The organism is Actinomadura sp. NPDC049382 (assembly GCF_040677125.1).
GTDB lineage: Bacteria > Actinomycetota > Actinomycetes > Streptosporangiales > Streptosporangiaceae > Spirillospora > Spirillospora geliboluensis.
This window is the reverse complement of the sequence record NZ_JBFARO010000042.1, coordinates 41,311-65,992: the sequence shown is the minus strand read 5'-3', so window position 1 is coordinate 65,992 and position 24,682 is coordinate 41,311. Positions and strand designations below refer to the sequence as shown.

Annotated in this window: 18 protein-coding genes and 1 pseudogene; 11 read left to right on the top strand and 8 right to left on the bottom strand. The window is 75.5% G+C overall.

What is annotated here, in order from left to right:
• Window positions 1-1,568: ABC transporter ATP-binding protein (locus AB0K34_RS24215; RefSeq protein ID WP_364550972.1), on the top strand; the 1,568-nt coding region annotated here is incomplete at its 5' end.
• A complete protein-coding gene (locus tag AB0K34_RS24210; protein ID WP_364550970.1) occupies window positions 1,565-3,406 on the top strand; it encodes an ABC transporter ATP-binding protein in 1,842 nt (613 codons plus the stop codon). The genes AB0K34_RS24215 and AB0K34_RS24210, both read left to right, overlap by 4 nt.
• On the opposite strand, the pseudogene AB0K34_RS24205 reads toward AB0K34_RS24210, so the two are convergent.
• The 4 genes and pseudogenes from AB0K34_RS24205 to AB0K34_RS24190 form a co-directional block, all read right to left on the bottom strand.
• A pseudogene (locus tag AB0K34_RS24205) lies at window positions 3,338-3,862 on the bottom strand (response regulator transcription factor); the annotation flags it as partial. The gene AB0K34_RS24210 and the pseudogene AB0K34_RS24205 overlap by 69 nt on opposite strands.
• A 274-nt stretch (window positions 3,863-4,136) precedes the next feature.
• Window positions 4,137-5,090, bottom strand: coding sequence for an ornithine cyclodeaminase family protein (locus AB0K34_RS24200; RefSeq protein WP_364550968.1), 954 nt, complete (start codon window positions 5,088-5,090; stop codon window positions 4,137-4,139).
• A gap of 32 nt (window positions 5,091-5,122) precedes the next feature.
• The gene (locus AB0K34_RS24195; RefSeq protein WP_301175276.1) at window positions 5,123-5,722 is read right to left on the bottom strand and encodes a histidine phosphatase family protein; all 600 of its coding nucleotides are present in this window, start codon (window positions 5,720-5,722) and stop codon (window positions 5,123-5,125) included.
• Between the two features lie 32 nt (window positions 5,723-5,754).
• The gene (locus AB0K34_RS24190; RefSeq protein ID WP_301175275.1) at window positions 5,755-7,194 is read right to left on the bottom strand and encodes an FGGY family carbohydrate kinase; all 1,440 of its coding nucleotides are present in this window, start codon (window positions 7,192-7,194) and stop codon (window positions 5,755-5,757) included.
• Between the two features lie 277 nt (window positions 7,195-7,471).
• Between AB0K34_RS24190 and AB0K34_RS24185 the strand changes: the two genes are divergently transcribed.
• The 8 genes from AB0K34_RS24185 (at window position 7,472) to AB0K34_RS24150 (ending at window position 20,628) form a co-directional block, all read left to right on the top strand.
• Complete coding sequence (locus AB0K34_RS24185; protein ID WP_138635701.1) at window positions 7,472-8,260, top strand: DeoR/GlpR family DNA-binding transcription regulator; 789 nt, start codon at window positions 7,472-7,474, stop codon at window positions 8,258-8,260.
• Window positions 8,261-8,327: 67 nt separating this feature from the next.
• On the top strand, window positions 8,328-9,389 hold the full coding sequence (locus AB0K34_RS24180; protein ID WP_138635700.1) for an NAD(P)-dependent oxidoreductase: 1,062 nt from the start codon (window positions 8,328-8,330) through the stop codon (window positions 9,387-9,389).
• A 52-nt stretch (window positions 9,390-9,441) separates the two neighbouring features.
• Window positions 9,442-10,854 (top strand): FGGY-family carbohydrate kinase, encoded by a 1,413-nt coding sequence (locus AB0K34_RS24175; protein WP_301175274.1) that lies wholly within the window; start codon window positions 9,442-9,444, stop codon window positions 10,852-10,854.
• Between the two features lie 229 nt (window positions 10,855-11,083).
• Window positions 11,084-13,876 (top strand): alpha-L-rhamnosidase, encoded by a 2,793-nt coding sequence (locus tag AB0K34_RS24170; protein WP_301175273.1) that lies wholly within the window; start codon window positions 11,084-11,086, stop codon window positions 13,874-13,876.
• Complete coding sequence (locus AB0K34_RS24165; protein ID WP_301175272.1) at window positions 13,873-15,141, top strand: extracellular solute-binding protein; 1,269 nt, start codon at window positions 13,873-13,875, stop codon at window positions 15,139-15,141. Before AB0K34_RS24170 ends, AB0K34_RS24165 begins: the two co-directional genes overlap by 4 nt.
• Window positions 15,142-15,144: 3 nt before the next feature.
• Window positions 15,145-16,095 carry a sugar ABC transporter permease gene (locus tag AB0K34_RS24160; protein WP_240807379.1) on the top strand — a complete coding sequence of 317 codons (951 nt, stop codon included), beginning with the start codon at window positions 15,145-15,147 and terminating at the stop codon, window positions 16,093-16,095.
• On the top strand, window positions 16,092-16,919 hold the full coding sequence (locus tag AB0K34_RS24155) for a carbohydrate ABC transporter permease (protein WP_240807377.1): 828 nt from the start codon (window positions 16,092-16,094) through the stop codon (window positions 16,917-16,919). The genes AB0K34_RS24160 and AB0K34_RS24155 overlap by 4 nt, the downstream gene beginning before the upstream one ends.
• Window positions 16,920-16,923: 4 nt before the next feature.
• Entirely contained in the window at window positions 16,924-20,628 is a 3,705-nt protein-coding gene (locus AB0K34_RS24150) for a glycosyl hydrolase (protein WP_301175271.1), read from the top strand.
• Here AB0K34_RS24150 and AB0K34_RS24145 read toward each other — a convergent pair.
• Entirely contained in the window at window positions 20,625-21,614 is a 990-nt protein-coding gene (locus tag AB0K34_RS24145) for an ABC transporter ATP-binding protein (RefSeq protein WP_138635695.1), read from the bottom strand. The genes AB0K34_RS24150 and AB0K34_RS24145 overlap by 4 nt on opposite strands.
• A 323-nt stretch (window positions 21,615-21,937) precedes the next feature.
• On the opposite strand from AB0K34_RS24145, the gene AB0K34_RS24140 reads away from it, so the two are divergent.
• Complete coding sequence (locus AB0K34_RS24140; protein ID WP_171068920.1) at window positions 21,938-22,996, top strand: S1 family peptidase; 1,059 nt, start codon at window positions 21,938-21,940, stop codon at window positions 22,994-22,996.
• 90 nt (window positions 22,997-23,086) lie between these two features.
• Here the strand turns inward: AB0K34_RS24140 and AB0K34_RS24135 are convergent, their stop codons facing one another.
• Genes AB0K34_RS24135 through AB0K34_RS24125 form a run of 3 tightly spaced genes read right to left on the bottom strand, consistent with a single transcriptional unit; the run spans window position 23,087 to window position 24,682 of the window.
• A complete protein-coding gene (locus tag AB0K34_RS24135; protein ID WP_364550962.1) occupies window positions 23,087-23,824 on the bottom strand; it encodes an alpha/beta fold hydrolase in 738 nt (245 codons plus the stop codon).
• On the bottom strand, window positions 23,821-24,480 hold the full coding sequence (locus AB0K34_RS24130) for a GNAT family N-acetyltransferase (RefSeq protein WP_364550960.1): 660 nt from the start codon (window positions 24,478-24,480) through the stop codon (window positions 23,821-23,823). Before AB0K34_RS24130 ends, AB0K34_RS24135 begins: the two co-directional genes overlap by 4 nt.
• Complete coding sequence (locus tag AB0K34_RS24125; protein WP_138635693.1) at window positions 24,473-24,682, bottom strand: MbtH family protein; 210 nt, start codon at window positions 24,680-24,682, stop codon at window positions 24,473-24,475. The genes AB0K34_RS24130 and AB0K34_RS24125 overlap by 8 nt, the downstream gene beginning before the upstream one ends.

The window sequence follows — 24,682 nt, the reverse complement described above, 5'->3', positions numbered from 1 at the left end:
CCGAGTTCTGCATCGTCGCCGCCGTCCGCGGCCCGGACGAGCGGCTGATGTCGCAGGTCCGCGAGGGCGTCAAGGCCATCAACGACGCGCTCGTCGCGGTGTCCGCCGCCGCCGAGGTGCTGTCGGAGCTGGCGGCCGGCAGTGCCGCAGCCCGCGCGACGGCCTGGATCCGGCACGCCCTCGTCCGGCACCTGCTCGCCGTCGGGCCGGCGCTGCGCGTCCCGCCGGGCGACGTGGCGGGACGGGCGGTCGGCGGCGCCGCCGAGGCGGGGGTCGCGCCCGCCGCCGCGCCCGAGGCCGCCGCCGGGCTGCTGCCCGCCGCCGGCGCGCTCGCCGCGCTCGCCCTCATCGACTGGCGCCTCGCGGCGGCGGTCGGGGCCGCGCTGCCCGCGGTGGCGCTGCTGATGCGGGCGTTCGTCCGCGACATCACCGCGTCCGCGACCCGCTACCTGGCCGTGCAGGGCACGATCGCGGGCCGCCTCGCCGAGGCGCTCGGCGGCGCCCGCACCATCGCCGCCGCCGGCACCGCCGGGCGGGAGGCGGCGCGCATCCTGGCCCCCCTTCCCCGGCTCCGCGCCGAGGGCGAGACGATGTGGCGCGTCCAGGGCGGGGTCGCCGCGCGGGGCCTGCTGGCGCTGCTGCTGCTCCAGATCGCGGCGGTCGGCGCCGCCGGCGCGGAACTGGCGGCGGGCCGCATCACGCCGGGCGAGCTGGTCGCGGCCGTCCAGTACGCGGGGCTCGCCGCCGGGTTCGGGCCCGTCCTCACCCAGGTGCTGCGGCTCGCCCGCGCCCGCGCCGGCGCACGCCGCGCCGCCGAGATCCTGGCGCTGCCCGCGCCCGCGCACGGCCCGGAGTGCGCGCCGCCCGGCCCCGGCCGCCTGGAGTTCCGCGGCGTCACCGCGCGCGGCGCGCTGGACGGCCTCGACCTCACCGTCCCCGGCGGCCGGGCCGTGGCCGTCGTCGGCCGCGCCGGCTCCGGCCTCGCCGCGCTCGCCGGGCGCCTCGCCGACCCCGACCGGGGCGAGGTCCTGCTGGACGGCGTGCCGCTCCCCCGCCTCAGCCGGGCCGCGCTGCGGCGCGAGATCGGCTACGCGTTCGCCCGGCCCGCGCTGTTCGGCGCGACGGTCGGGGACGCGCTCGCGTTCGGCCCGTCCCGCCCGCCGGACGCGTGGCTGCGCGAGTCCGCGCGGGCCGCGCGCGCCGACGGCTTCATCCGCCGCCTGCCCGCCGGCTACGCCACGCCCCTCGCGGACGCGCCGATGTCGGGCGGCGAGCTGCAGCGCATGGGCCTCGCCCGCGCGTTCGCGCACGCGGGCCGCGTCCTCGTCCTGGACGACGCCACCTCCAGCCTCGACACCGTCACCGAGATGGAGATCACCGACGCCGTCCTGACCCGCTTCGCCGGCCGCACCCGCCTGATCATCGCGCAGCGCGCGTCCACCGCCGCCCGCGCCGACCTGGTCGCCTGGCTGGACGACGGCCGCCTCCGCGCCCTGGCCCCGCACGCCGACCTCTGGCGCGACCCCGACTACCGCGCCGTCTTCACCGCCCCCGAGGAGTCGCGGTGAACGGCGGGCGGAAGGCGGCGCGGGTCCTGTGGAGGACGGTCGGGGAGGTGCTCCGGGCGCGGCGGCGGGCGGTGGCGCGGGCCTGCGCGTGGTCGGTGGTCGAGGTGGCGCCGACGGCGCTGTTCGGGCTGGCCGTCGGGCAGGCGGTCGACGCGTTCCGGACGGGCCGGACCCGCGACGCCCTGGCGTGGCTCGGCATGCTGGCGGCGGCAGCCTGCGCGGGCGCGGTCGGGAGCCGGCGGCTGTACCCGGCGCTGGCGGCGATCGTGGAGCCGTTCCGGGACGACCTAGTGCGGCGCGTCACGGCCGGGGCGCTGCACCGCTCGCTGCGAGGGCGGCCCGACACCGGGGCGGTGGCGCGGCTCACGCACCAGGTGGAGATCGTCCGGGACACGTTCGGCGGGCTGCTCGTCGTGGCGCGCGGGTTCGTGTTCTCGGCGGGCGCGGCGCTGCTCGGGCTGCTGGCGATGATGCCGGAGGTGGTGCTCCTGGTGCTGCCGCCGCTGGTGCTGGGGCTGGTCCTGTTCGGGGCGCTGTTCGGGGCGGCGGCCGTCCGGCAGCGGGCGCTCGTGGTCGGCGAGGAGGACATCGCCGAGCGGACGGCGGCGCTGGCCGAGGGGCTGCGGGACGCCGTGGCGTGCGGCGGCGAGGAGGCGCTGGAGGCGGAGCTCGGCGCGGCGGTGGAGGCGCAGGCGGCGGCCGGGCGCGCGGTGGCGCGGTTCGCGGCGCTGCGGGCGGTGTCCCTGGCGGTGAGCGGATGGCTGCCGCTGCTGCTCGTCCTGGCGGCGGCGCCGTGGCTGATGCGGCGCGGGGCCACGCCGGGGACGGTCATCGGCGCGCTGACGTACGTCCTGCACGGGCTCCAGCCCGCGCTGCGGACGCTCGTGCAGGGCATGGGCGGCAGCGGGCTGCGGCTGGCGGTGACGCTCGGGCGCATCCTGGAGACGAGCGCGCCCGAGGCGGTGGAGCCGCCGCGCGCCCCGGCCGTCGCCAGGGCGCCCGCGGTGGAGCTGCGCGGGGTGACGTTCGCCTACGGGCCCGGCGCGCGGCCGGTGATCGAGGGCCTCGACCTGGTCGTGCCGCAGGGCGACCACCTGGCGGTGGTGGGGCCGAGCGGGATCGGGAAGTCGACGCTGGCGGCGCTGATCGCGGGCCTCGCCGTGCCCGGCGAGGGCGAGGTGCTCGTGGCGGGGCGGCCGGCGGGCGATCCGGCCGGGCGGGTGCTGATCCCGCAGGAGGCGTACGTGTTCAGCGGCACCCTGCACGACAACCTCGCCTACTACGCGCCGGAGGCCGGGCCGGAGGAGGTCGGACGGGCGGTGGACGCGCTCGGCGCCGCGGGGCTCGTCCGGGACCTCGGCGGCCTCGGCGCGCGGCTGGAGCCGGGCGCGCTGGCGGAGGCGGACCGGCAGCTCGTCGCGCTGTGCCGGGCCTACCTCGCGCCGCAGCCGCTCGTCATCCTGGACGAGGCCGCCTCCCGGCTGGACGCCGCCGCCGAGGCACGGGCGGAGGAGGCGTTCGCGCGGCGCGGCGGCACACTGATCGTGATCGCCCATCGGATCAGTTCCGCCGTGCGCGCGCGCCGCGTCCTCGTCCTGGACGGGACCCGCCCGTACCTCGGCCGGCACGCCGACCTGCCCGCCGTGTGCCCGCTCTACCGGGACCTCATCGGGCGGTGGGAGGCGGGCTCACAGCCATCCGGCCTCCTCGGCGATCCGGATGGCCTGCACCCGGTTCTGGGCGCCGATCTTGCGGTTGATGCGGGACAGGTGGTTGCGGACGGTGCCGATCGTCAGGACGAGGTCCTCGGCGATCTGCGCGGCGGAGGCGCCGCGTGAGGCGAGCGCGAGCACCTCGATCTCGCGCTCGGTGAGCGGGCTCTGCGCGGAGCCCAGTTCGGTGAAGGCCATGTCGGGGTCGATGACGCGGGCGCCTCCCGCCGCCCGCCGGATCGCGTCCACCAGGTCGCCGGGCGAGGTGCTCTTCAGCACCAGGCCGGACGCGCGCGCCGCCACCGTGCGCCGCAGGTCGCCGGTGCGGCGGCGGCCGGCCAGCAGGACGGTGCTGCATTCGGGGACGGCCTCGCGGAGCGCGCGGGCCGCGGTGAAGCCGTCCAGTCCGGGGAGCCCGACGTCGATGAGGGCGACGTCGGGCCGCTGACTGCGCGCGGTGCGCAGGACCTGGTCGCCGCAGCCGATCGCGGCGACGACGTCGAGGTCCCTCACCCCTTCGAACATCGCGACCAGCCCGCCGCGGAGGAGGGGTGCCCCCTCGGCGAGAAGAATCCGAATCATTTTCGTCTCCATTGGCCAGCCACCCACAGTGGCCCTGGAAAACGTCATTACTGAACGCCATTCGAAGTCGCCGTGCGCGGAGGGGGCCGCGCGGGTAATCGGGGTATACGGACAGCGCGAAAAAGAGGTTCCATCGAGTCACCTTGACGGAAGGCGGCCAGGTTCTAACCGAGTGGAGTCAACACTATTCATGGCGTCATTGTAAAGAACCGGATAGAAGCGGATAGAGCATTCCACGGTGGTCTATTCCGCGAAATCTCCGGCGCACACCTGATCAGTGGAGGAAGTCGAACTCCACGCCGGCGCCGGCGGCGCGGGCCGCGCGGTAGGCCGACCAGCTCAGCGCGAGGTCCTGCCAGGGCAGCCCGACCGGCGCGTACACGGTGACCTCGCCGCGCCTCACCCGGCCGGGCACCTCGCCGCGCAGCAGGTCGCGGAGCGTCCCGGCGGCGTGCTTGACGTCGAGGCCCGCGCCGGCGAGCACGCCCATCTCGACCGCGAGCGGGACGTCGTCGACGACCACCCGGGCGCCCTCCAGCAGGTCGGCGCCCAGCTCGGCCTTGCCCGGCTCGTCCGCGCCGAGCGAGGTGAGGTGGGTGCCGCGCGCCACGTCGGCGGCGTGCAGGAGGGGGCGGCGCGCCCAGGTCGCCATGACGACGATCCCGGCGTCCCGGACGGCGTCGCGCGGGTCGGCGGCGACGCCCGCCGGCACGCCGAGCCGGGCGCCGTGCCGCTCGGCGAAGGCGGCGGCGCGGCCGGCGTCCAGGTCGCACACGGTGAGGCCGCTCACCTCCCGCAGCTCCGCCAGGCCGCGCATGACCAGCTCGGACTGCGCCCCCGCGCCGATGACCGCGACGGCGCCGGCGTCCGGGCGGGCCAGCGCGTGGGTGCCGAGCGCGGCGGCGAGGCCGGTGCGCCACGCGGTCACGGTGGCCGAGTCCAGCTGCGCCAGCAGCTCGCCCGTGCCGAGGTCGTGCAGGCAGACGACGCCGCGCAGCGCGGGACGGCTGCCGGGGAACTTGGCGTTGACCTTCACCGTGTAGGCGGGGATGTCCTGGACCAGGCCCGGCAGCAGCGCCGTCGCGGTGCCCTGGCCCGGCAGCTTCGCGACCGTCCGGTGCGCGGGCGTCCCGTCCGAGGCGGCGGTGAAGCCGCGGCGCAGCGCGTCGAGGCACGCGGCGGGGTCGAGCAGCGCTTCGAGGTCCGAACGGGTCAAAAGGAGCGTCACCGGACCATCTTCCCGTTCCCGACCCGGCGTGGCTACCCGGTGGGCACGTTGTAGGCCATGAGGGCCGCGGTGCCGCCGGTCACCCGCAGCTCGGTCACCGCGCAGTTGCGGACCTGCGGGAACACCGTGCGGTACGCGGACGGCGCGATGCCGAGCAGCCCGCACAGCGTCAGCCGCAGCAGCGTGTTGTGGGTGACCACGAGGACCCGCTCGCCCGAGTGCCGGGCGGCGATGCGGCGCAGCACCGCCGTCCCGCGCTCGACGGCCTTGCGCGGGTCCTCGGCTCCCGGGAACGCCCCGCGCACCGGGTCGGCGCGGAAGGCAGCCACCTCCGCCGGCGCCAGCTCGGCCAGGGTGCGGCCCTCGGCGGCGCCGAAGTCCACCTCGGCCAGGTCGCCGTCTATCGCGAGCGTCCGCCCGAGGGCGGCCGCCGCCGGGGCCGCCGTCGCCCGCGCCCGGCGCAGCGGCGAGGCCCACACGACGTCCACGCCGGCTCCGGCCGCCCACCGGCCGAGCCGCTCGGCCTGCTCCCGGCCCGTCTCGGTGAGCCCGACGTCGCTGACGCCCGCGTACCGGTTCTCCGCGTGCCACTCGGTCTCGCCGTGCCGGACGACGTACAAGGTGGTGCTCACGCTCTTCTCCCCCATGCTCTGCCCCATGTCCGCTACCCGTGCTCCCGTGCGTGGGCGGCCGCCTCGGAGGGTAGCCAGCCGCGGCGCTCCAGTTCGTCGACGAGCCGCCGGAACGGGACGGCGAAGCGCTCGGCCATGCCGGGGCGCGGCTCGACGACCGTGCGGATCCGCACCATCGACTCGGCGACCTCGGCCGGCGAGCGCCCCGGCTCGGTGCCGTAGGCGGCGAGGACCGCCATGCCGAGCGCGGCGTCGGCGTGCTCGGGGATCCGGGCCGGGCGGCCGAGGACGTCCGCGCGGAGCCGGCTCCAGTAGTCGCTGCGCACCGCACCGCCGGTGAAGGTCACCGGCCCCTCGACGGCGGCGCCGAGCCCGCGCACGTAGGCCAGCGCCAGCCGCTCGACCAGCGCGACGCCCTGGAGGAGGGCCGCGTGCCGGTCGCCCTCGTCGCGGGGCGTGCCGAGCATGAAGCCCTCCGCCTGCGGCGCGAGGAACGGGAACCGCTCGCCGGGTGATACCAGCGGGTAGGCGACCGCGCTCGACGGTTCGTGGCGGGCGGCCAGGGCGTCCAGCCGGGGCAGGTCCGCGACGCCCGCGAGGACGCCGCCGCCCACGCTGGACGCGCCGCCGGGCAGCCAGGCCCCGTCCGGCGCGCGGTGGCTGTACATGACCCCGGCCGGGTCGCGGACGGGCGCGTCCGACACGCCCTTGAGGACCAGGGTCGTGCCGAGCACCGAGTTCCACCGGCCGACCTGAAGCGCGCCCGAGCCGAGCTGCGCGGCGCACCCGTCGGTCATGCCCGCGACCACCGGCGTGCCCGCCGCCAGCCCGGTCTCCGCGGCGGCCCGCGCCCCGACCTCGCCGAGCACCGTCCCGGGCCGGACGACCTCGGGGAACAGGGCGGCGGGCAGCCCGAGCCGGTCGTGCAGGTCGCGCGGCCACCGCTCGCCGAGGAGGTCGTAGCCGGTCTTGAGCGCGTGGCTGGAGTCGGTGGCGACCGGCGCCCCGACCAGCCGGGAGGTGACCAGGTCGGCCTGGTGGGCGAGGCGGGCGCCGGCGAGGCCGCTGGGCCGCGTGCGCGCCAGCCAGAGCACCTTCGCCAGCGCCCAGGACGGCTGGATGCGGTGCCCGAGCCGCTCCCACAGCTCGGCGCCCGCCTCCTGCGCGCGGCGGGCCTCGGCGGACGCCCGCGCGTCGTCGTACATGAGCCCGCCGGTCAGCGGCCGCCCGTCCCGGTCGGTGAGGAGCACGGTGCCGGAGGTGGAGCACACCGCCACGCCCCGCACCGCCTCCGGGGGCCGGTCGCGCAGCGCCTCCCGGAGGGCGAGGGTGACGGCCGTCCACCAGTCGGCGGGCCGCTGCTCGTGCCGCGCGCCGTCGCGCCGCCCGGCGAGGGGGGCCGACCCGCGGCCCGCCACCCGGCCGTCGGCGGTGACGGCGAGCGCCCGCACCCCCTGGGTTCCGACGTCCACGCCGACCCACACCGGTCCGGACGCGCCAGTTCGCACAGCACTCCCCCTAGTTTTATCGTTCTGGGATGTTAACTTATAGCGCCAGAGCATCGTAACAACCCCTTGTTATCGCTCCAATGGGGCTACGGGGACACCGAGACGGGGTTGACGTGGCGGGTTCCGGTGCGACAAGCTCGATCGACCTGAGGTGATGGTTGTTAAGATCACGGACGTTGATATCGCCCGTGCGGGTGGCGGATCGCCGGTCCCCGGCGGGCGGCCGCGAGAGGATCGCAGCATGACGAAGGAGATCAGCGGCCGGCGCGGGCCGGACGCGCGCCGCCAGGCCATCGCCGACCATGTGCTGTCCGCGGGCTCGGTCACCGCCGGGGACCTGGCCGAGCGGTTCGGCGTGAGCCTCATGACGATCCACCGCGACCTCGACGACCTGGAGCGGCAGGGCATCGTCCGCAAGTACCGGGGCGGCGTCACCGCGCAGCCCTCCGGCGTGTTCGAGAGCAACGTCGCCTACCGCATGAAGTCGATGCGGCCCGCCAAGGACGCCATCGCCGCCAAGGCCGCCGAACTGGTGGAGCCCGGCATGGCGGTGATGCTCGACGACTCCACCACCACCCTGGCGCTGGCCCGCCGCCTGGGCGGCATCACCCCGCTGACGGTGGTCACCAACTTCCTGGAGACCACCAACCTGCTGGCCCGCGAGCGCGGCATCCGGCTGATGGCGCTCGGCGGGGAGTACGACTCGCTGCACGACTCCTTCCTCGGCGTCCCCTGCGTGGACGCCGTGACCTCGCTCCACGTCGACCTGTGCTTCGTGTCGACCTCCGCCGTCTCCGGCGGGTTCGCCTACCACCAGGAGCAGCACATCGTGTCGGTCAAGCGGGCCATGCTCGACGCCGCCGCGCGCAACGTGCTGCTCGTCGACCACTCCAAGCTCGGCCGCGTCGCGCTGCACCGGGTGGCGCCGCTGTCGGCGTTCGAGCGCGTCATCGTCGACGACGGCGCGAGCGGCGAGGTCCTGCGCGACCTGGACGAGCACAAGGTCGCCTACGAGGTGGCCGCCACCTGACCGCCCGGGCCCCGTGCCCGCACGCCCGAGACCCCCGACGGGAGACGCCCCCCATGAGAGTGACGCGATGAGAGTCCTTGCCGCGGGAGACCGCTTCGTCCTGCCGGACCTGCTGGCCGGCGCGCTGGACGCCGAGCTCGGCGGGGCCGCCGAGGTCCGCCGGCTGGAACTGCCGTGGCCGGAGGTGCCGTTCGGCCCGGTGGCCGAGGTGGACGAGGCGTCCGGCGACGAGGACACCATGATCGGCGCGCTGGCCGGCATGGAGGCGTGCGTCACCCAGATGGCCCCCGTCACCGCCAAGGTCCTCGGCAACGCCCCCGGCCTGCGCCTCGTGGCCGTCGCGCGGGGCGGGCCCGTCAACGTCGACCTGGAGGCGGCGACCGCGCACGGCGTGCGGGTCTGCTACGCGCCGGGCCGCAACGCGACCGCGACCGCCGAGTACACCGTCGGGCTGATGCTCTCCGTGCTGCGCCGCATCCCCGAGACCCACGCCGCGCTGGCGGGACGCCGCGAGTGGGGCGGGCGCTACTACACCTACGAGGCGACCGGCCTGGAGCTGGAGGGGACGCCCGTCGGGCTGGTCGGCGGCGGCGCCGTCGGCGGCCGGGTGGCCCGCATCCTGGAGGGCTTCGGCGCCGACGTCCAGATCTACGACCCGTACCTGCCGGGCGGCGCCGACATGAGCGGCGTTCCCCGAGGGGGGCCGACACCCCACACCCCCCGGAGCGGCTTCGCCGCGAGTCTGGACGACCTGCTGCGCCGCTCCCGCGTCGTCTCCCTGCACGCGCGTCTCACGCCGGAGAACCGCGGCATGATCGGCGCCCGCGAGCTGGCGCTGATGCCGCCCGGCTCGGTGCTGGTGAACTGCGCCCGGGGCCCGCTGGTGGACGAGGACGCGCTGTGCGACGCGCTGGAGTCGGGCCACCTGATGGGCGCCGGCCTGGACACCTTCGCCGTCGAGCCCCCGCCCGCCGGCTCGCGCCTGTTCGGGCTGCCGGGCGTCGTGATGACCCCGCACCTGGGCGGCGCGTCCCGCGCGGTGGCCGAGCGGGCGGCCCGCATCGTCGCCGCCGAGGTCGGCCGCCTGCACCGGGGCGAACCGCTGGCGCACTGCCTCAACCCGGGCTGACCCGGCCCCGCCGGGGAGCGGTCCCCGCTCCGAGCAGACGAGGAGGTCGACGATGTACGTCGGGATCGACGTCGGCACGTCCGTGGTGAAGGCCGCGGCGTTCGACGAGGACGGCCGCGCCCTGGCCGTCGAGTCGCGCCCGGCCCGCACGCTGCGCGGCGACGCCCGGGTCGAGCAGGACACCGAGGAGGTCGTCGCGGCCGCCCTGGAGGTGCTCGGCGCGCTCACCGCGCGCCGGCGGCCGCGGACCGCCGGCGTGACCGGCCAGGGCGACGGCGTGTGGCTGGTCGACGGGCGGGCCCGGCCCGTCCGCCCCGCGATCTCCTGGATGGACGGCCGCGCCGCCGCGATCGTCACCGAGTGGACGGCGAGCGGCGTCGCGGCGGAGGTCTTCGCGCGCACCGGCAACGCGCTGTTCCCCGGCTGCCCGGCGCCGCTGCTCGCCTGGCTGGACCGGCACGAGCCCGCCGCGCTCGACGCCGCCGCGACCGCGGCCTACTGCAAGGACGTCGTGTTCCAGCGGCTCACCGGGGTGCGCGCCACCGACGCGAGCGACGCCTCGGTGCCGTTCCTCGATCCCCGCAGGCGCGACTACGATCCCGGCGCCCTCGCGGCCTGCGGGCTGTCGCACCGGGCGGACCTGCTCGCGCCGGTCGCCGCGCCGCTGCCGCGGGGCGTCCCCCTCGACGGGGTCCCGCTGCCGGCCGGCACGCCGGTCACGTCCGGCCCCTTCGACGTGCCCGCCTGCGCCCTCGGGGCGGGGGTGACCGAGCCCGGCGACGGGCTGCTGATCATCGGGACGACGCTGGCCTGCCTGGCCGTCGTGGACGAGCCCGCGCTGGACGGGCCGCCGACCGGGTTCCACTTCGCCACCGGGCACCCGGACCGGTGGCTGCGCGGCATGCCCGCGATGGTCGGCACGGCGGCGCTGGAATGGGTGCTGGCGCGGGTGGGCGCGTCCCACCGCGACCTGGACGCGCTGCTGGCCGCCTCGCCCCCGGGGGCGCGCGGCGTGCGGGTGCTGCCGTTCTTCTCCCCCTCGGGGGAGCGCGCGCCGTTCGTCGAGCCGGCGGCGCGGGCGGAGATCACCGGCGTGAGCCTGGAGACCACCACCGCCGACCTGGTGCGGGCGACCTGCGAGGGCATCGCCTACGCGGCGCGGCACTGCCTGGACGCCGCCGGGCTGCGCGGCGCCCTCTCGGTGGCGGGCGGCGGCACCCGCAGCGCGCGCTGGCTGGAGCTGTTCGCCGACGTCCTCGGCCGCCCGCTGCGGGTCGCCGCCGAGGAGGCCGGGGCCCGGGGCGCGGTGCTCGCGGGCGGCCACGGGCTGGACGCGGCGGCGTGGACGCGCCCCGCGTCGGTGCGCGACCCGGACGCGGCGCGGGCCGCCTTCCACGACGCGGAGTACCGGGACTACCTGGCGCGCGTGGAGACCGCCCGCGAGCGCTGGCGCGCCGGTTTATAACACTCGTTCACGTTGTTATCGCACCCTGATCTACCGCGCTCACGCGCGGGCGCACCTGCCTGAACATCCCCTGTCGCAGGCGGTGTGACCGTGGCAGATGCCGGAAACACCGGGATGCGCCAATGTGATCTACCTGACATCTTGACACCCAATCTCGGTATCTCTACGCTCCATCTCACATCGATAAGTGTTAAAACCGCATGACAACGAAACGAACGGAGGCGGAGGCATGAGCGGCGACCGCACCGCGGCACTGGCGCCCTACGGCCTTCGCTGCGCGCACCTGACCGAGCCGCTGGGCATCGACGAGCCCGCCCCGCTGCTGGCGTGGCGGCTCTCCTCCCCCCGGCGCGGCGACGCGCAGGCCCGGTACCGGGTGCGCGTCTGGGCCGTCCCCACCGGCGCCCCCGAGGCCGAGGCCGGGACGCAGGTCTGGGACACCGGCGAGGTCGCCGACCCGGACGCGGTGTCCGTCCGCTACGCGGGCGCGCCGCTGCGCCCCCGCACCCGCTACCGCTGGGAGGTCGCCGTCACCGCCGGGGACGGCGCGACCGCCGCCGCGGCCTCCTGGTTCGAGACCGGGCTGCTCGGCCCCGCGGCGTGGCGGGCGTCCTGGATCACCCACGACACCGGCGACCTCGACGTGGTGGACGCGCCCGAAGAGGGCGAGCTGGCCCTCGCCGACCACGGCCTGCAGCCCGCGATCCGGCTGCGGCGCGCGTTCCACGCCGACGCCGCGCCCGTCCGCGCGCGCCTGTACGTCACCGCCCGCGGCCTGTACGAGATGCGGCTGAACGGCCGCCGCGCCGGCGACGCCGAACTCGCGCCCGGCTGGACCGACTACCGCGACCGCGTCGACTACCAGGTCCACGACGTGACCGCGCTCGTCGCCGCCGGCGAGAACGTGCTCGCCTGCACGCTCGCCGACGGCTGGTGGAGCGGCTTCGTCGGCTTCGACCCGCGCCGCCTCGGCGCCCACTATGGAGCGTTCCCGGAGCTGCTGGCGGAGCTGCACCTCGACCACGCCGACGGCCGCCACGAGGTCATCGCCACCGGCGGGGACTGGCTCACCCGCCGCTCCCCCGTCCGGTACGCCGACCTGCTGAAGGGCGAGTGCCACGACCTGCGCCGCGAGACCCCCGGCTGGGACCGGCCCGCGTTCGGCGGCGCCGGCGGCTGGCGGCCCGCGCAGGTCACCGGCGCCGACCACGGCCTGCTCACCGCGTCGGTGGCGCCGCCGGTCCGCGCCGTGGAGGAACTGCCCGCCCGCACCGTCACCCGCACCGGCGGCGACCGGCACCTGGTGGACTTCGGCCAGAACTTCGCCGGCCGCGTCCGCCTGCGCGCCCGTGGCCTGACACCGGGCGCGCGCGTGGTGGTCCGGCACGCCGAGGCCCTGGACGGCGACGGCGCCCTCTACACCGACAACCTGCGCACCGCCGACGCGACGGACGTGCTCATCGCGGGCGACGACGCCGAGGCGGTGTTCGAGCCGCGCTTCACCTACCACGGGTTCCGCTACGCGGAGGTCACGGGCCTCGCCGAGCTGGACGCCGCCGACATCACCGGCGTCGTCCTGCACAACGACACCCCGTGGACGGGCGAGTTCGCCTGCTCCGACCCGGACGTCGAGCGCCTCTACCGGGCCATCCGCTGGGGGCAGCGCTCCAACTTCGTCAGCGTCCCCACCGACTGCCCGCAGCGCGACGAGCGGCTCGGCTGGCTCGCCGACGCGCAGGTGTTCCTGCCGACCGCCTGCCTCAACGCCGACGTCGCCGCCTTCTTCGACGGCTGGCTGCGGGAGGTCCGCGGCGCCCAGTCGCCCGGCGGCGCGTTCACGAACGTGGCGCCGCGCCTCGCCGGCGTCGCCGACGAGGGCGCGCCCGGCTGGGGCGACGCCGGGGTGATCGTCCCCTGGCACCTGTACCGCGTGTACGGGGACGAGCGCTTCCTGGAGAGCAACCTCGACGCCATGTGCGCCTGGGTCGACCACGTCCACCGGCACAACCCCGACCTGGTGTGGCGGTACCGCGTCGGGCCGCACTTCGCCGACTGGCTCGCCCCCGAGCCGACGCCGCGCGAGGTCGTCGCCACCGCCTACTTCGCCCGCAGCGCCGACCTCACCGCCCGCGCCGCCGAGGTCCTCGGCCGGCGCGACGCCGCGGAGCGGTACGGCGCGCTCGCGGCACGCGTCCGCACGGCGTTCGCCGAGCACTTCGTCGCGCCGGACGGCCGGGTCTCCGGCGACACCCAGACCGGCTACCTGCTCGCCCTGGCGTTCGGGCTGCTGCCGGACGGCCTCGTCCGGCCCGCCGCCGACCGGCTCGCCGAACTGGTCGAGGCGGCGGGGCCCGGCACCACCACCGGCTTCCTCGGCGTGGGGCTGCTCGCCCCGGTGCTGGACGAGTGCGGGCGGCCCGACCTCGCGCACGCGCTGCTGCGCAGGACCGACCCGCCGTCCTGGCTGCACCCGCTGCGGCACGGCGCGACCACGATCTGGGAGCGCTGGGACGGCTACACCGAGGAGCGCGGCTTCCAGGCCGCGGCGATGAACTCCTTCAACCACTACGCGCTCGGCTCGATCGGCGAATGGCTCTACCAGGGCGTCGCCGGGCTGGGCCAGGCGGCCGGCTCCGCCGGCTACCGCGAGCTGCTGGTCCGCCCCCGGCCCGGCGGGCTGGACTGGGCGCGCGCCGCCTACGAGTCGGTGCGCGGCACCGTCCGGACCGCGTGGTCGCGGGCGGACGGCGAACTGCGGCTGGAGGTCGGCGTGCCGCCGGGGGCCACCGCGATCGTGCACGTGCCCGCCGGCGATCCCGGCGGCGTGCGCGAGAGCGGGGTCCCGGTGGCCGACGCCGCCGGGATCGACGTCCTCGGCGCCGAGCACGGAACGCTCCGCTGCCGGGTGTCCTCGGGGGACTACCGCTTCACCGCGCCGGATCCGGGGGCCGCGCTCACACCGGCGGCCCCGGCCGCGCACAGCCATCGCGGCGCAGGGCCGCGATTCGAGGAGGACTCATGACATCGTCTACGGGGCTCAGCCGCCGCGGCTTCCTGGGGCTGACCGGCGGCGTCGCCGCCATGGGAGCGCTGGCGGCCTGCGGCGGGACGTCCGGTTCGGGCGGCGGCGGCGGTTCGCTGCGGCTGGTCGGGGTCGCCGACCAGCAGAAGCCGCTCGACCTGCTGATCAAGGAGTACACCAAGAGCAAGTTCAACGCGTCCTACGCGCCCACCGACCAGGTGCAGACCTCGGTGCGCACGCAGCTCGGCGCGGGCAACGCCCCCGACGTGCACGTGGTGTACCCGGGCAACGGCTCGGCGATGAGCATGGCGCAGATCTCCCAGGCGGGCCTGCTCGCCGACCTGAGCGACCAGGCGTGGGCGAAGCGGATCCCGGCCGGGCTGAAGCCGGCGTTCCAGAACGGCGGCAAGACCTACATCTACTCCGCCGGGTCCAGCGTCATCGGCGCCGTCTACAACAAGAAGGTCTTCCAGGAGGCCGGGGTCGAGCCGCCCACCACGTGGTCGGGGTTCCTGGAGGTCTGCGAGAAGATCAAGAAGAAGGGCAAGGTGCCGATCGCGCTGGGCGCGCAGACCCAGTGGGTCACCCAGCTGATCACCTACGCGCTCGTCCCGTCCACGGTCTACGCCAAGAACCCGAAGTTCGACGAGCAGATGCAGGCGGGGTCGGCGAGCTTCGCCGGCTCGGGCTGGGCGGACGCCTTCGAGATGTACCTGGAGCTGCAGAAGCGCGGGTACTTCAACGACAACCCGAACGGCACGACGTTCGAGCAGCAGACCGCGATGGTCGCCACCGGCAAGGCCGCGATGGCGATCCAGGTGTCGGCCGTGCTGCCCGACTTCCGCAAGTCCGCCGCCGACCCCGCCGACCTCGGCATGTTCCCGGTGCCCGGGGCCGACGACGCGGGCCAGGTGTGGATCCCGGCGGGCGTCGTCGTCGGCCTCGGGGTCAGCGCGCGCGGCAAGAACGTGGACGACGCCAAGGCGTTCATCGAGTTCCTCGGCGAGCAGCGGAACATGAACCGGTGGGCGGAGACCGTCGCCTGCGTGCCGCTCAGCCGTGACTCCACGTCCAAGATCGACCCGGTGCTGGAGCCGTTCCTGCCGTTCATCGACGGCAACAAGGCCGTGCCGTTCATGGACCAGGCGTGGCCGAACGCCGAGGTCCAGCCCGCCCACTTCGCGGTGGTCCAGGAGCTGCTGGGCGGCAAGACGTCGGTGAACGCGGCGCTGAAGAAGCTGGACGAGACCTACCGGAAGAACTGACCCGTGACCTCGACCACTCGCCCCGCCCCGGTGAAGTCCGCCGCGCCGCCGGGCGCGCCGGGCCGCCGCCGGCGGCGGGGCGCCCGCTTCCTGTCCCCGCCGTGGTGGTTCGCGGCGCCCGCCCTCGCCGTCTACGCGCTGGTGGTGCTCTACCCGAGCATCAGCGGCGTCGTGTACGCCTTCACCGACTGGAACGGCCTCGGCGAGCGCGGCTTCAACGGGCTGGACAACTTCACCCGGCTGTTCCGCGACGAGGCCGCGCGCGGCTCCCTGGTCAACACGCTGCTGCTGACCGTGGCGATCGTGTTCGTCCAGAACGGGATCGGGCTGCTGCTGGCGCTCGGCGTGCACGCCAAGATCAAGTCGCGGACCGTGCTGCGCGTGGTGTTCTTCGCCCCGGCCGTGGTCAGCCCGGTGATGGTCGCGTTCCTGTGGAAGTACATCTACAACCCGGCGCCCGGCGCGGGGCTGAACGGCGTCCTCGGCGCGGTCGGCCTCGGCGCGCTGCGGCAGGACTGGCTGGGCGACCCGTCGCTGGCGCTGTGGTCGGTCGCGGGCATGGTGATCTGGCAGTTCGCCGGGTACTCCATGGTGATCTTCCTGGCCGGGCTGGAGGGCGTGCCCGCCGAGCTGCACGAGGCCGCGATGATCGACGGCGCCGGCCGCTTCCAGCGGTTCCGGAACGTGACGTGGCCGATGCTGGCGCCCGCCGTCACGATCAACCTGATGCTGTCGACGATCGGCGGCCTCAAGCTGTTCGACCAGGTCTACGCCGCCACCAGCGGAGGGCCGGGGCACGCCAGCGAGACGCTGTCGACCGTCCTGTACAAGCAGGCGTTCGTCTTCGGCAACTACGGCTACAGCACCTCGATCGCGCTGGTGCTGGCGCTGTTCGTCGCGGCGGTGTCGATGGTGCAGATCCACTACCTGAGGGGCCGGGAGGTGAGCGCGTGAACGTGCGGTACGGGCTGCGGACGTTCGGGCTGGAACTGGTGATGATCGCGGTCGCCGTCGCCTTCCTGTTCCCCGTGTACGCCCTCGTCACGCTGTCGCTCAAGGACCAGCGGGCGGTCGCCGAGTCGCCGCTGGCCCTGCCGTCGGACCCGGCGCTGGACAACTACTCCGCGGCCTGGACGCGCGCGGAGCTCGGCCCGGCGCTGTTCAACAGCACGGTGATCACGGTGGTGAGCCTGCTTGCGCTGATCGCGATCGGCTCGTTCGCCGCGTACTTCCTGTCGCGGCAGGCGTCCCGGCTGGGCTACGGCCTGTACGTGCTGTTCCTGCTCGGCATCGTGCTGCCGTTCCAGCTCGGCATGATCCCGCTGTTCAAGCTGGTGGACGGGGCCGGGCTGCTCGGCTCCTACCCGGCGATGATCATCTTCTACACCGGGATCCAGCTGCCCTTCACGATCTTCCTCTACACGGGGTTCATCCGGGCGCTGCCGGCCGACTACGCGCACGCCGCGCTGATCGACGGCGCGGGCCACGTCAAGGCGTTCACCCGGGTGGTGTTCCCGCTGCTGCGGCCGATCACCGGCACCGTGCTGATCCTCAACGCGGTGTTCATCTGGAACGACTTCTTCACGCCGCTGCTGTACCTCGGCGGCTCGACCCGCGAGACGGTCCCGGTGAAGATCTTCTCCTTCGTCGGCCAGTACGTCTCGGACAACGGGCTCGTGTTCGCCGGGCTGGTGCTGGCCTCGCTGCCGATCCTGGCGGTGTTCCTGGTGCTGCAGCGCTACGTCATCAAGGGCTTCGCAAGCGGGCTGAAGGGATGAGTCGGTGATTCCGGAGCGGCTCCGGGCGGTGCTGGACGCGCCGCCCCGCGCGTACTCCCCCGCGCCCATCTGGTGGTGGAGCGGCGAGCGGCTCGACCGGCGGCGGCTGCGCGACCAGCTGGAGCGCTTCGCCGCGGGCGGCGTGCACAACCTGGTGATCCTCAACCTGGCGCCGTCCGGCCCGATGTTCGGCTCCGACGCCGACGACCCGGCGTTCTTCACCGACGCCTGGTGGGAGCTGCTCGACGGGGTGTGCGAGGACGCCGCCCGGCTCGGGACGTCGCTGTGGTTCTACGACCAGCTCGGCTTCTCCGGCGCCGACCTCCAGGCGCGGCTGGTGCGCGACGTCCCCGGGTTCGCCGGGCAGTGGCTGGAGCCGGACGGGAGCACGTCGGCGCGCGGCTTCGACTACCTGTCGGCGGCGGCGTGCGCGGAGCTGCTCGACCGCGTCCACGGCGAGTTCGAGCGGCGGCTCGGGCACCGCTTCGGCAGCGTGATCGCCGGGTCCTTCCAGGACGAGCTGCCCGCGCTGCCGACCTGGACGGAGGGGTTCGCGGCGGAGTTCGCCGCCCGCCGCGGCTACGACCCGACCCCGCACCTGCCGGCCCTGTGGAAGGACGGGGGCGGCGCGGAGGCGGGCGAGGTGCGCCGCGACTACCACCTCACCCGCGCGGAACTGGCCGAGGAGGCGTTCTTCCGGCCGCTGGCCGAATGGCACGAGCGGCACGGGCTGCTGCACGGCTGCGACCAGCAGGACCCGGCCCGCGCCGGTCACCCGGTGGACGGCGTGCGCCTGTACGCCGACTACGCCCGCACCCACCGCTGGTTCGGCGCGCCCGGCTCCGACCACCACGGCGACGCCCGGATCCACGCGTCCTTGGCCCACCTGTACGGCCGGGACCGGGTGTGGATCGAGGCGTTCCACTCCAGCGGGTGGGGCGGGACGCTGGAGGAGACCTTCGACTGGCTGCTGCCGTGGCTGCGCGCCGGCGCGACCCTCTACAACCCGCACGCGGTCTACTACTCGACCAAGGCGGGCTGGTGGGAGTGGGCGCCGCCCTCGACCGACTGGCGGCAGCCCTACTGGCCGCACCACCGGGTCTTCGCCGACGCGGTCGCGCGGCTGTGCGCGGCCCTGTCGCTCGGTCGGCATGTCTGCGACACGGCCGTGCTGTTCCCGACCGCGACCGCCCAGGCGGGCACGCGGCTGGACGGCGTGGACGCCTCCGCCGCCCTCGCCCAGGAGACGTACCGGGCGCTGACCGGCGACATGGCGTGGTTCCAGATGGTGCCCGGCGCCCTCGACCGGCTCCGCGTGGACGCCGACGTCATCGACGACGGCTCCGTCCAGCGCGCCGCGGTCGCGGACGGCCGGCTGAACGTCGCGGACGAGTCCTACGGGACGGTCCTGCTTCCCGCCTGCACTGTCCTGGAAGGGGAGACGGCCCGGCGGCTGGTCGCGCTGATCGAGGCGGGCGGCCGGGTGGTGGCCGTCGGCCCGCCGCCCCGGCACGGCGTCGGCGACCCGGGCGCCGGCGAGGCCGTCGCCCGGCTGGCCGGACTCCTGGAGACGGTGCCGGACGCCGCCGCGCTCGGCCCGGTGCTGGAGTCGGCGCGGCGGGTCGAGGCGCCGGTTCCGGCCCTGGTCCGCGAGGTGGACGGCGCGACGGTGGTGTTCGTGACGGCGGCCGAGTCGATGGCGTCGCGCGTGTCGGTCGGCCGCCCCGACGAGCGCGGCATCGACCTCGGCTGGCTGGACGTGACCTACGACTTCGACCCCGGCCGCTACCACCGCGACATGCCGGTCCGGGTCCGCGGTGTGACGGGCCCGGCGTACCTGGTGAGCCCGTTCGGCGGCCCGCCCCGGGAACTGCCCGCGACCACGGCGGGCCCGGACACGGAGGTCGTCGTGCCGTTCGACGACGGCCCCGCCGCGCTGCTGGTGTTCCCCGGCACGGGCTCCGGCATGGACACGGCCCGTCCGGAGGAGGCGGCGGCGCCCGTCCCGCGCCGCCCCGCGACCGAACTCGACCTCGGCTCCACCTGGGACCTGGAACTGGTGCCGACGCTCGACAACACCTGGGGCGACTTCGCCCGCCCCGCCGGTGAGATGGCGCCGGTGGAGCGCTGGCAGCTCTGGCACCGGGCGGACGACGACCTTGAGTGGACCCCGGTCTACGCGACGTTCGGCCCGCACGGGCGCTGGTCCGCCGGGGGCGAGTGGCAGCCCGTCGTCTACTCCGACACCTGCGGCATCCGCAAGGACCCCGTCCACCGGCAGGTGCTCGGCCCGAAGGGGCACGTGCCCGAGGAGTTCCTCGACTTCGGCGACGTCGCGGCCGGTCAGGCGGTGGTTCTGCGCACCCGCGTGACCGTGCCCGCTCCCGGCGGCTTCCCCGTTCTCGGCTTCGCCGCCGCCAAGACGCTCCTGGTGGACGGAACCGAGGTCGCGCTCGACGACCGCGGCTACCTCGCGGTGGCCGGGGAGCCGCTCTCACCGGGCGGGCACCTGCTGGAGATCCGCCTGGTCCCCGACGAGGACGTGCGGCTGCGCGGGCACGTGTCCGTCGCGACCGACCCGGCGCGCTGCGTCCGGCCCGAGTGGATCACCGCGGGCGGGGCCCCGCGCCCCGGCGCGCACGTCGCCTTCACCGCCGGGCTGCCGGACGGCACCGGCCCGTCCGTCCTGCAGGTGGCGTCCGCGTCCCCGTGCCGCGTGCTGCTCGACGGGGCGGAGATCGGCCGGCAGGGCGGTTTCGACCCCTACGCCGAACAGGCGGCGCCCCGCGTCGGCCGCTACGACCTGCCGGACGCGCCCGGCGCCCGCCTCACCCTCGTCCTCACCGAGGGCGCGAGCGCGGCGGCGGTGCTGGTGGACGGCCCGGTCGTGTCCGGCGCGGGCTGGACCGCGACCCGCGACGACGCCGCGGCGCCCGTCGTGCCCCGGCGGGCGCAGACCGGCGACCCTGCCGCCCTCCACCTGCGGCGCCGCCCGCACCCGCTGCCCGGCGCGCACTGGCTGGAGGACGCCCCGGGCGACGGCGCCGTCCTGCCCGCGGCCTTCGCCGACCCCGGCGCCCCGCCCGGGGCCGAGCGGCTGCGCTTCGCGGTGCCGCCGGGTGCGGCGCGGATGCGCTTCACCGCGCGGGCCGAGGTCACCGCCGTCCTCCTCGACGGCGTCCCGCTCCCCGCCGCGCACGACGGCGCCGGGCGCTTCGACCTCGAACTCCCCGGCGGCGCGCGGCCGGCCGCGACCGCCGAACTGCGGCTGCGGACCCGTCCGGAGCACCGCGGGGGCGCGGCGCTCGCGGGGCCGGTCGCGTTCACCGCCGGCGCGGGCACGATCGAGCTCGGCGACTGGGAGGACGCGGGGCTCGCCGGATACAGCGGCGGCGTCCGCTACCGGCGCGTCCTGGACCTGCCGGCGGCTCCCGGCGCGGCCGAACTCGACCTCGGCCGCGTCCGCGGCACCGCCGAGGTGGCGGTGAACGGGCGCCCGGCGGGCGTGCGGATCTGCTCCCCGTACGCCTTCGACCTCGGCCCCGCCCTGCGCGCCGGCCGCAACGAGATCGAGGTCACCGTCTACGGCACCCTCGCCCCCCACCTCGACGACACGAGCCCCACCCACTTCGTCTTCGCGGGCCAGCGGACCTCCGGCCTGCTCGGCCCGGTCGTCCTCAGGACCTTCCCGGAGCGGCCCGCCCGCTAGGGGCGCCACTGGCGCTGCGCCGCCAGGGCGTCCCAGTCGTTGAGCCAGTCGCGGCCCTGCTCGTCGACGAACGAGCCGGGCGGCGGGGTGATGCCGTGCTCGCGCAGCCACGCGCCGGGGCGCCGCATCGCGGGGCGCATCCGGCCGTCGCTCGGCATGAGCTGCGGCTGGATCGGCGCGGGCATCGGCGGGGTGCGCGGCTCGGCGGCGGTGTCGGCGGCGTCCCGCTCCTCGGCCATCCCGATGGGGCCCTCGCGGCGCGCGTTGAAGAACTGGTGCACCGCCGGGTGCGTGCTCGACAGCACCATCTCACGCGGCCCGAACATGACCAGGCCGCGGCGGAACAGCAGGCCGAGGTTGTCCGGCAGGACGCGGGCGGTGCCGATGTCGTGGGTGACGATGAGGAAGGTGGCGCCGAGCTCGGTGTTGAGGTCGACGAACAGCTGGTTGAGGTAGGCGGTGCGGACGGGGTCGAGGCCGGAGTCCGGCTCGTCGGCCAGGATGATCTGCGGGTCCAGGACGAGGGCGCGGGCGAGCCCGGCCCGCTTCTTCATCCCGCCGGAGATCTCGCCGGGCAGCTTGTCCTCCGACCCGCTGAGGCCCACCATGTCCATCTTCTCCAGCACGATGCGCCGGATCTCCGACTCGCCCTTCTTGGTGTGCTCGCGCAGCGGAAAGGCGATGTTGTCGTAGATGTTCATGGAGCCGAACAGGGCGCCGTCCTGGAACAGCACGCCGAACTGGCGGCGCATCTCGTAGAGCTCGTGCTCGCGCAGCCGCGGGACGTCGCCGCCGCCGACGTAGACGTGGCCGCGGTCGGGGCGCAGCAGCCCGACGAGGTTCTTCAGGAACACCGACTTGCCGGTGCCGGACGGCCCGAGCAGCGCGGAGATCTCGCCCGCCGGGATCGTGAGCGACACGTCCTCCCAGATGACCTGCCGCCCGAACGACTTCCGCAGCCCTTCCACCCGGATCTCGACACCCATGGGGCACTCCCGTGCCGGGGAACCGGGGGGCGGGGGGATCCGCGTCGTCGGCCCGATCCCCCGTCCTCCCGACTGTACGTGCGGAACGCCGCGCCGGGGAGGCCCAGTGGCCGCCCGGCCCATCCCGAAACATAATCGCGTTCGGTTTCCCGGGGTGCGGGCGGACGCGGCCCGACTGACCACGCGCACGCCCCCAGGGTGACAACGCGCGCGGTCGTAATTAGTCACCTTCTGCGTCTTTCGTCCGCCTTGCCGGTCTTACACCATGTCCAAGACCTCCGGCGCACCACAAGGGTGCGCCAATCCCCCCGCTGGAGGCACAAGTGAACAACCGTCACAGGCGCGTCGCCGCCGCCGCCGTCACCACGGCCGCGGCCGGTCTCGTGGCCGCCACCCTCGCGGCCGCTCCCGCCGCGTCCGCCAGCCCCGCCGCGCCCGCAGCTCCCGCGGCGCCCGGCACGCTGGCCACCTCGCTCGCGCACCAGCTCGGCTCCCAGTCCGCCGGCTCCTACCTCAAGGGCGGACAGCTGGTCGTCACGGTCACCGGCGCGCAGGCCGCGCAGGCGGTCCGCGCCGCCGGCGCGGTGCCGCAGACCGTGTCGCGCAGCGGCGCCGACCTCGACAAGGTCATGGCGGCGCTGAAGCGCGAGGCGACCGTCCCGGGCACCGCCTGGGCCGTCGACCCGGCGTCCAACCAGGTCGTGCTCAGCATGGACAGCACGGTCACGGGCGCCAAGCTCACCAAGGTGAAGGCCGCCGCCGCCAAGCAGGGCGCGGCCGTCCGCACCGAGCGGGTCGCCGGGAAGTTCCAGAAGTTCACCCGCGGCGGCGAGGCCATCTACACCGGCGGCGCGCGCTGCTCGCTGGGCTTCAACGTCCGGTCCGGCAGCACGTACTACTTCGTGACCGCCGGGCACTGCACCAACATCGGCACGACCTGGACCGACAGCTCGGGCCGGACGCTGGGCCGCACCGTGGCCAGCAGCTTCCCCGGCAACGACTACGGGGTCGTGCAGTACAGCTCGACGCCCACCGACACGCAGGGCAGCGTCAGCCTGTACGGGTCCGGCACTCGCGACATCACGAGCGCCGGGAACGCCGCGGTCGGGCAGACCGTGTACCGCAGCGGCAGCACCACCGGCCTGCACAACGGCCGGGTCACCGCGCTCAACCAGACGGTGAACTACCAGGAGGGCAGCGTCAGCGGCCTCATCCGGACCACCGTGTGCGCCGAGCCCGGCGACAGCGGCGGCTCCCTGTTCGCCGGGTCCACCGCGCTCGGCCTGACCTCCGGCGGCAGCGGCAACTGCTCCTCCGGCGGGACGACCTTCTTCCAGCCGGTCACCGAGCCGCTCAGCCGCTACGGCCTGAGCGTCTACTGATGCCGCCGCTCCCCGAGCGGACGGCACCGTGAAAGGGCGGGCCGTCCCCACCCGGACTCCGTGGGGGCGGCCCGTCCGCCGTGCCGGGGGTCAGCCGGCGGGCACCTCCAGGGTGCGCAGCACCTCGGCGATGACCTCCGACTGCTGATCGGCGAGGTAGAAGTGGCCGCCGGGCAGCACCTTCAGCGCGAACCGCCCGTCGGTGGCCCGCGCCCAGCCCCGCGCCTGCTCCGGCGACACGTGCGCGTCGGAGTCCCCGACGATCGCCGTGATCGGGACCGTGAGCCGCGTCCCCGCCCGGTGCGCGTAGTCCTCGATCAGCGCGAAGTCGTTGCGCACGTACGGCAGGACGAGCTCGCGCAGCTCCGGCTCCCGCAACGCCTCCGCGTCGGTGCCGCCCAGCTCGACCATCTCGGCGACCACGCCGTCGTCGTCGAGGTCGGAGACGCGGCGGTCGCCGCCGCGGTCGTCCGGCGGCCGCGTCCCGGACGCGAACAGGTGCACCGGGGCGCTGCCGCGCTCCTGCAGCAGCCGCGCCACCTCGTAGGCGAGGACGGCGCCCATGCTGTGCCCGAACAGCGCGGCGGGACGGTCCATCAGCGGCGCCATCGCGCCGGCGATCAGCCGGGCGAGCTGGTGCGCGTCGGTGACGAGCGCGTCCCCCATCCGGTCGGCGCGGCCCGGGTACTGGACGGCGTGCACCTCCACGGCCGGGCTGATCTCCTTGGCCCACGGCCGGTAGAACACCGCCGACCCGCCCGCGTGCGGCAGGCAGAACAGCCGCATCGAGGCCCACGGCCGCGTCTCGGCGCAGCGGAACCAGGTCACGTGATCAACTCCTCCTCCTCGTGCCGCCGGGACGCCGTCCGGGGGTCGTGGGGCAGCGGCCACGGCGCGACCCGCGGATCCGGCACGAGCTTGGGCGCGGTCGTCTCCGCCGCCACCTTAAAGCCCCGGCGCCGGTAGTTCGCGATCGCGTTCGGGTGGTCGAGGCTGCTGGTGCGCAGCCACACCCGCGACGCGGGGCCCGCGTCCGGCGCCCACAGCTCGCCGCGCTGCCAGGCGCGGCGGGTGCACTGCTCCACGAGGTAGCCGCCGTAGCCGCGGCCGACGAACGCGGGCGTGAGGCCGAGCAGGTGGATCTCGGTGTCCCCGTCCGGCTGCGCCTCGATCTCGAAGAAGCCCGCGACGGTGCCCTCGGCCATCGCGATCCAGGTGGACAGCTCGGGGCGCTCGACCCAGGACAGCCACCGCTCGTAGGACCACGGGAAGCGGTCCGTCCAGCACACGCGGGCGCCGACCGCCGCGTACAGGGCGCGGTTGACGTCGGCGGACGGCAGCGCGGCGAGGGTGAACGTCATCTCGACGCCGGGCAGCGGCGCGGGGCGCAGGTCGGCCGCGTCCCGCATCTCCATCGTCCACTCGGTGACCGCGGCGATCTCCAGCTCGGCGCCCGGGGGCGGTCCCCAGCCCCCCTCACTCACCCATGGCCTCGATCAGGCTCTTCGGCCGCATGTCCGTCCAGTTCTCGGTGATGTGGTCGAGGCACGCCTGCCGGGTGTCCGCGTCCTTGGCCACGGTCCAGCCGGCGGGGACGTCGGCGAAGGACGGCCACAGCGAGTGCTGGCCCTCGCCGTTGACGAGCACGAGGTAGGTGCCGTCCGGGTCCTCGAAGGGGTTCGACAT

Coding starts and splice junctions, on each gene's coding strand:
- AB0K34_RS24185 (WP_138635701.1), top strand. CDS start 7,472: ATGACGAAGGAGATCAGCGGCCGGCGCGGGCCGGACGCGCGCCGCCAG.
- AB0K34_RS24180 (WP_138635700.1), top strand. CDS start 8,328: ATGAGAGTCCTTGCCGCGGGAGACCGCTTCGTCCTGCCGGACCTGCTG.
- AB0K34_RS24175 (WP_301175274.1), top strand. CDS start 9,442: ATGTACGTCGGGATCGACGTCGGCACGTCCGTGGTGAAGGCCGCGGCG.
- AB0K34_RS24170 (WP_301175273.1), top strand. CDS start 11,084: ATGAGCGGCGACCGCACCGCGGCACTGGCGCCCTACGGCCTTCGCTGC.
- AB0K34_RS24165 (WP_301175272.1), top strand. CDS start 13,873: ATGACATCGTCTACGGGGCTCAGCCGCCGCGGCTTCCTGGGGCTGACC.
- AB0K34_RS24145 (WP_138635695.1), bottom strand. CDS start 21,614: ATGGGTGTCGAGATCCGGGTGGAAGGGCTGCGGAAGTCGTTCGGGCGG.
- AB0K34_RS24125 (WP_138635693.1), bottom strand. CDS start 24,682: ATGTCGAACCCCTTCGAGGACCCGGACGGCACCTACCTCGTGCTCGTC.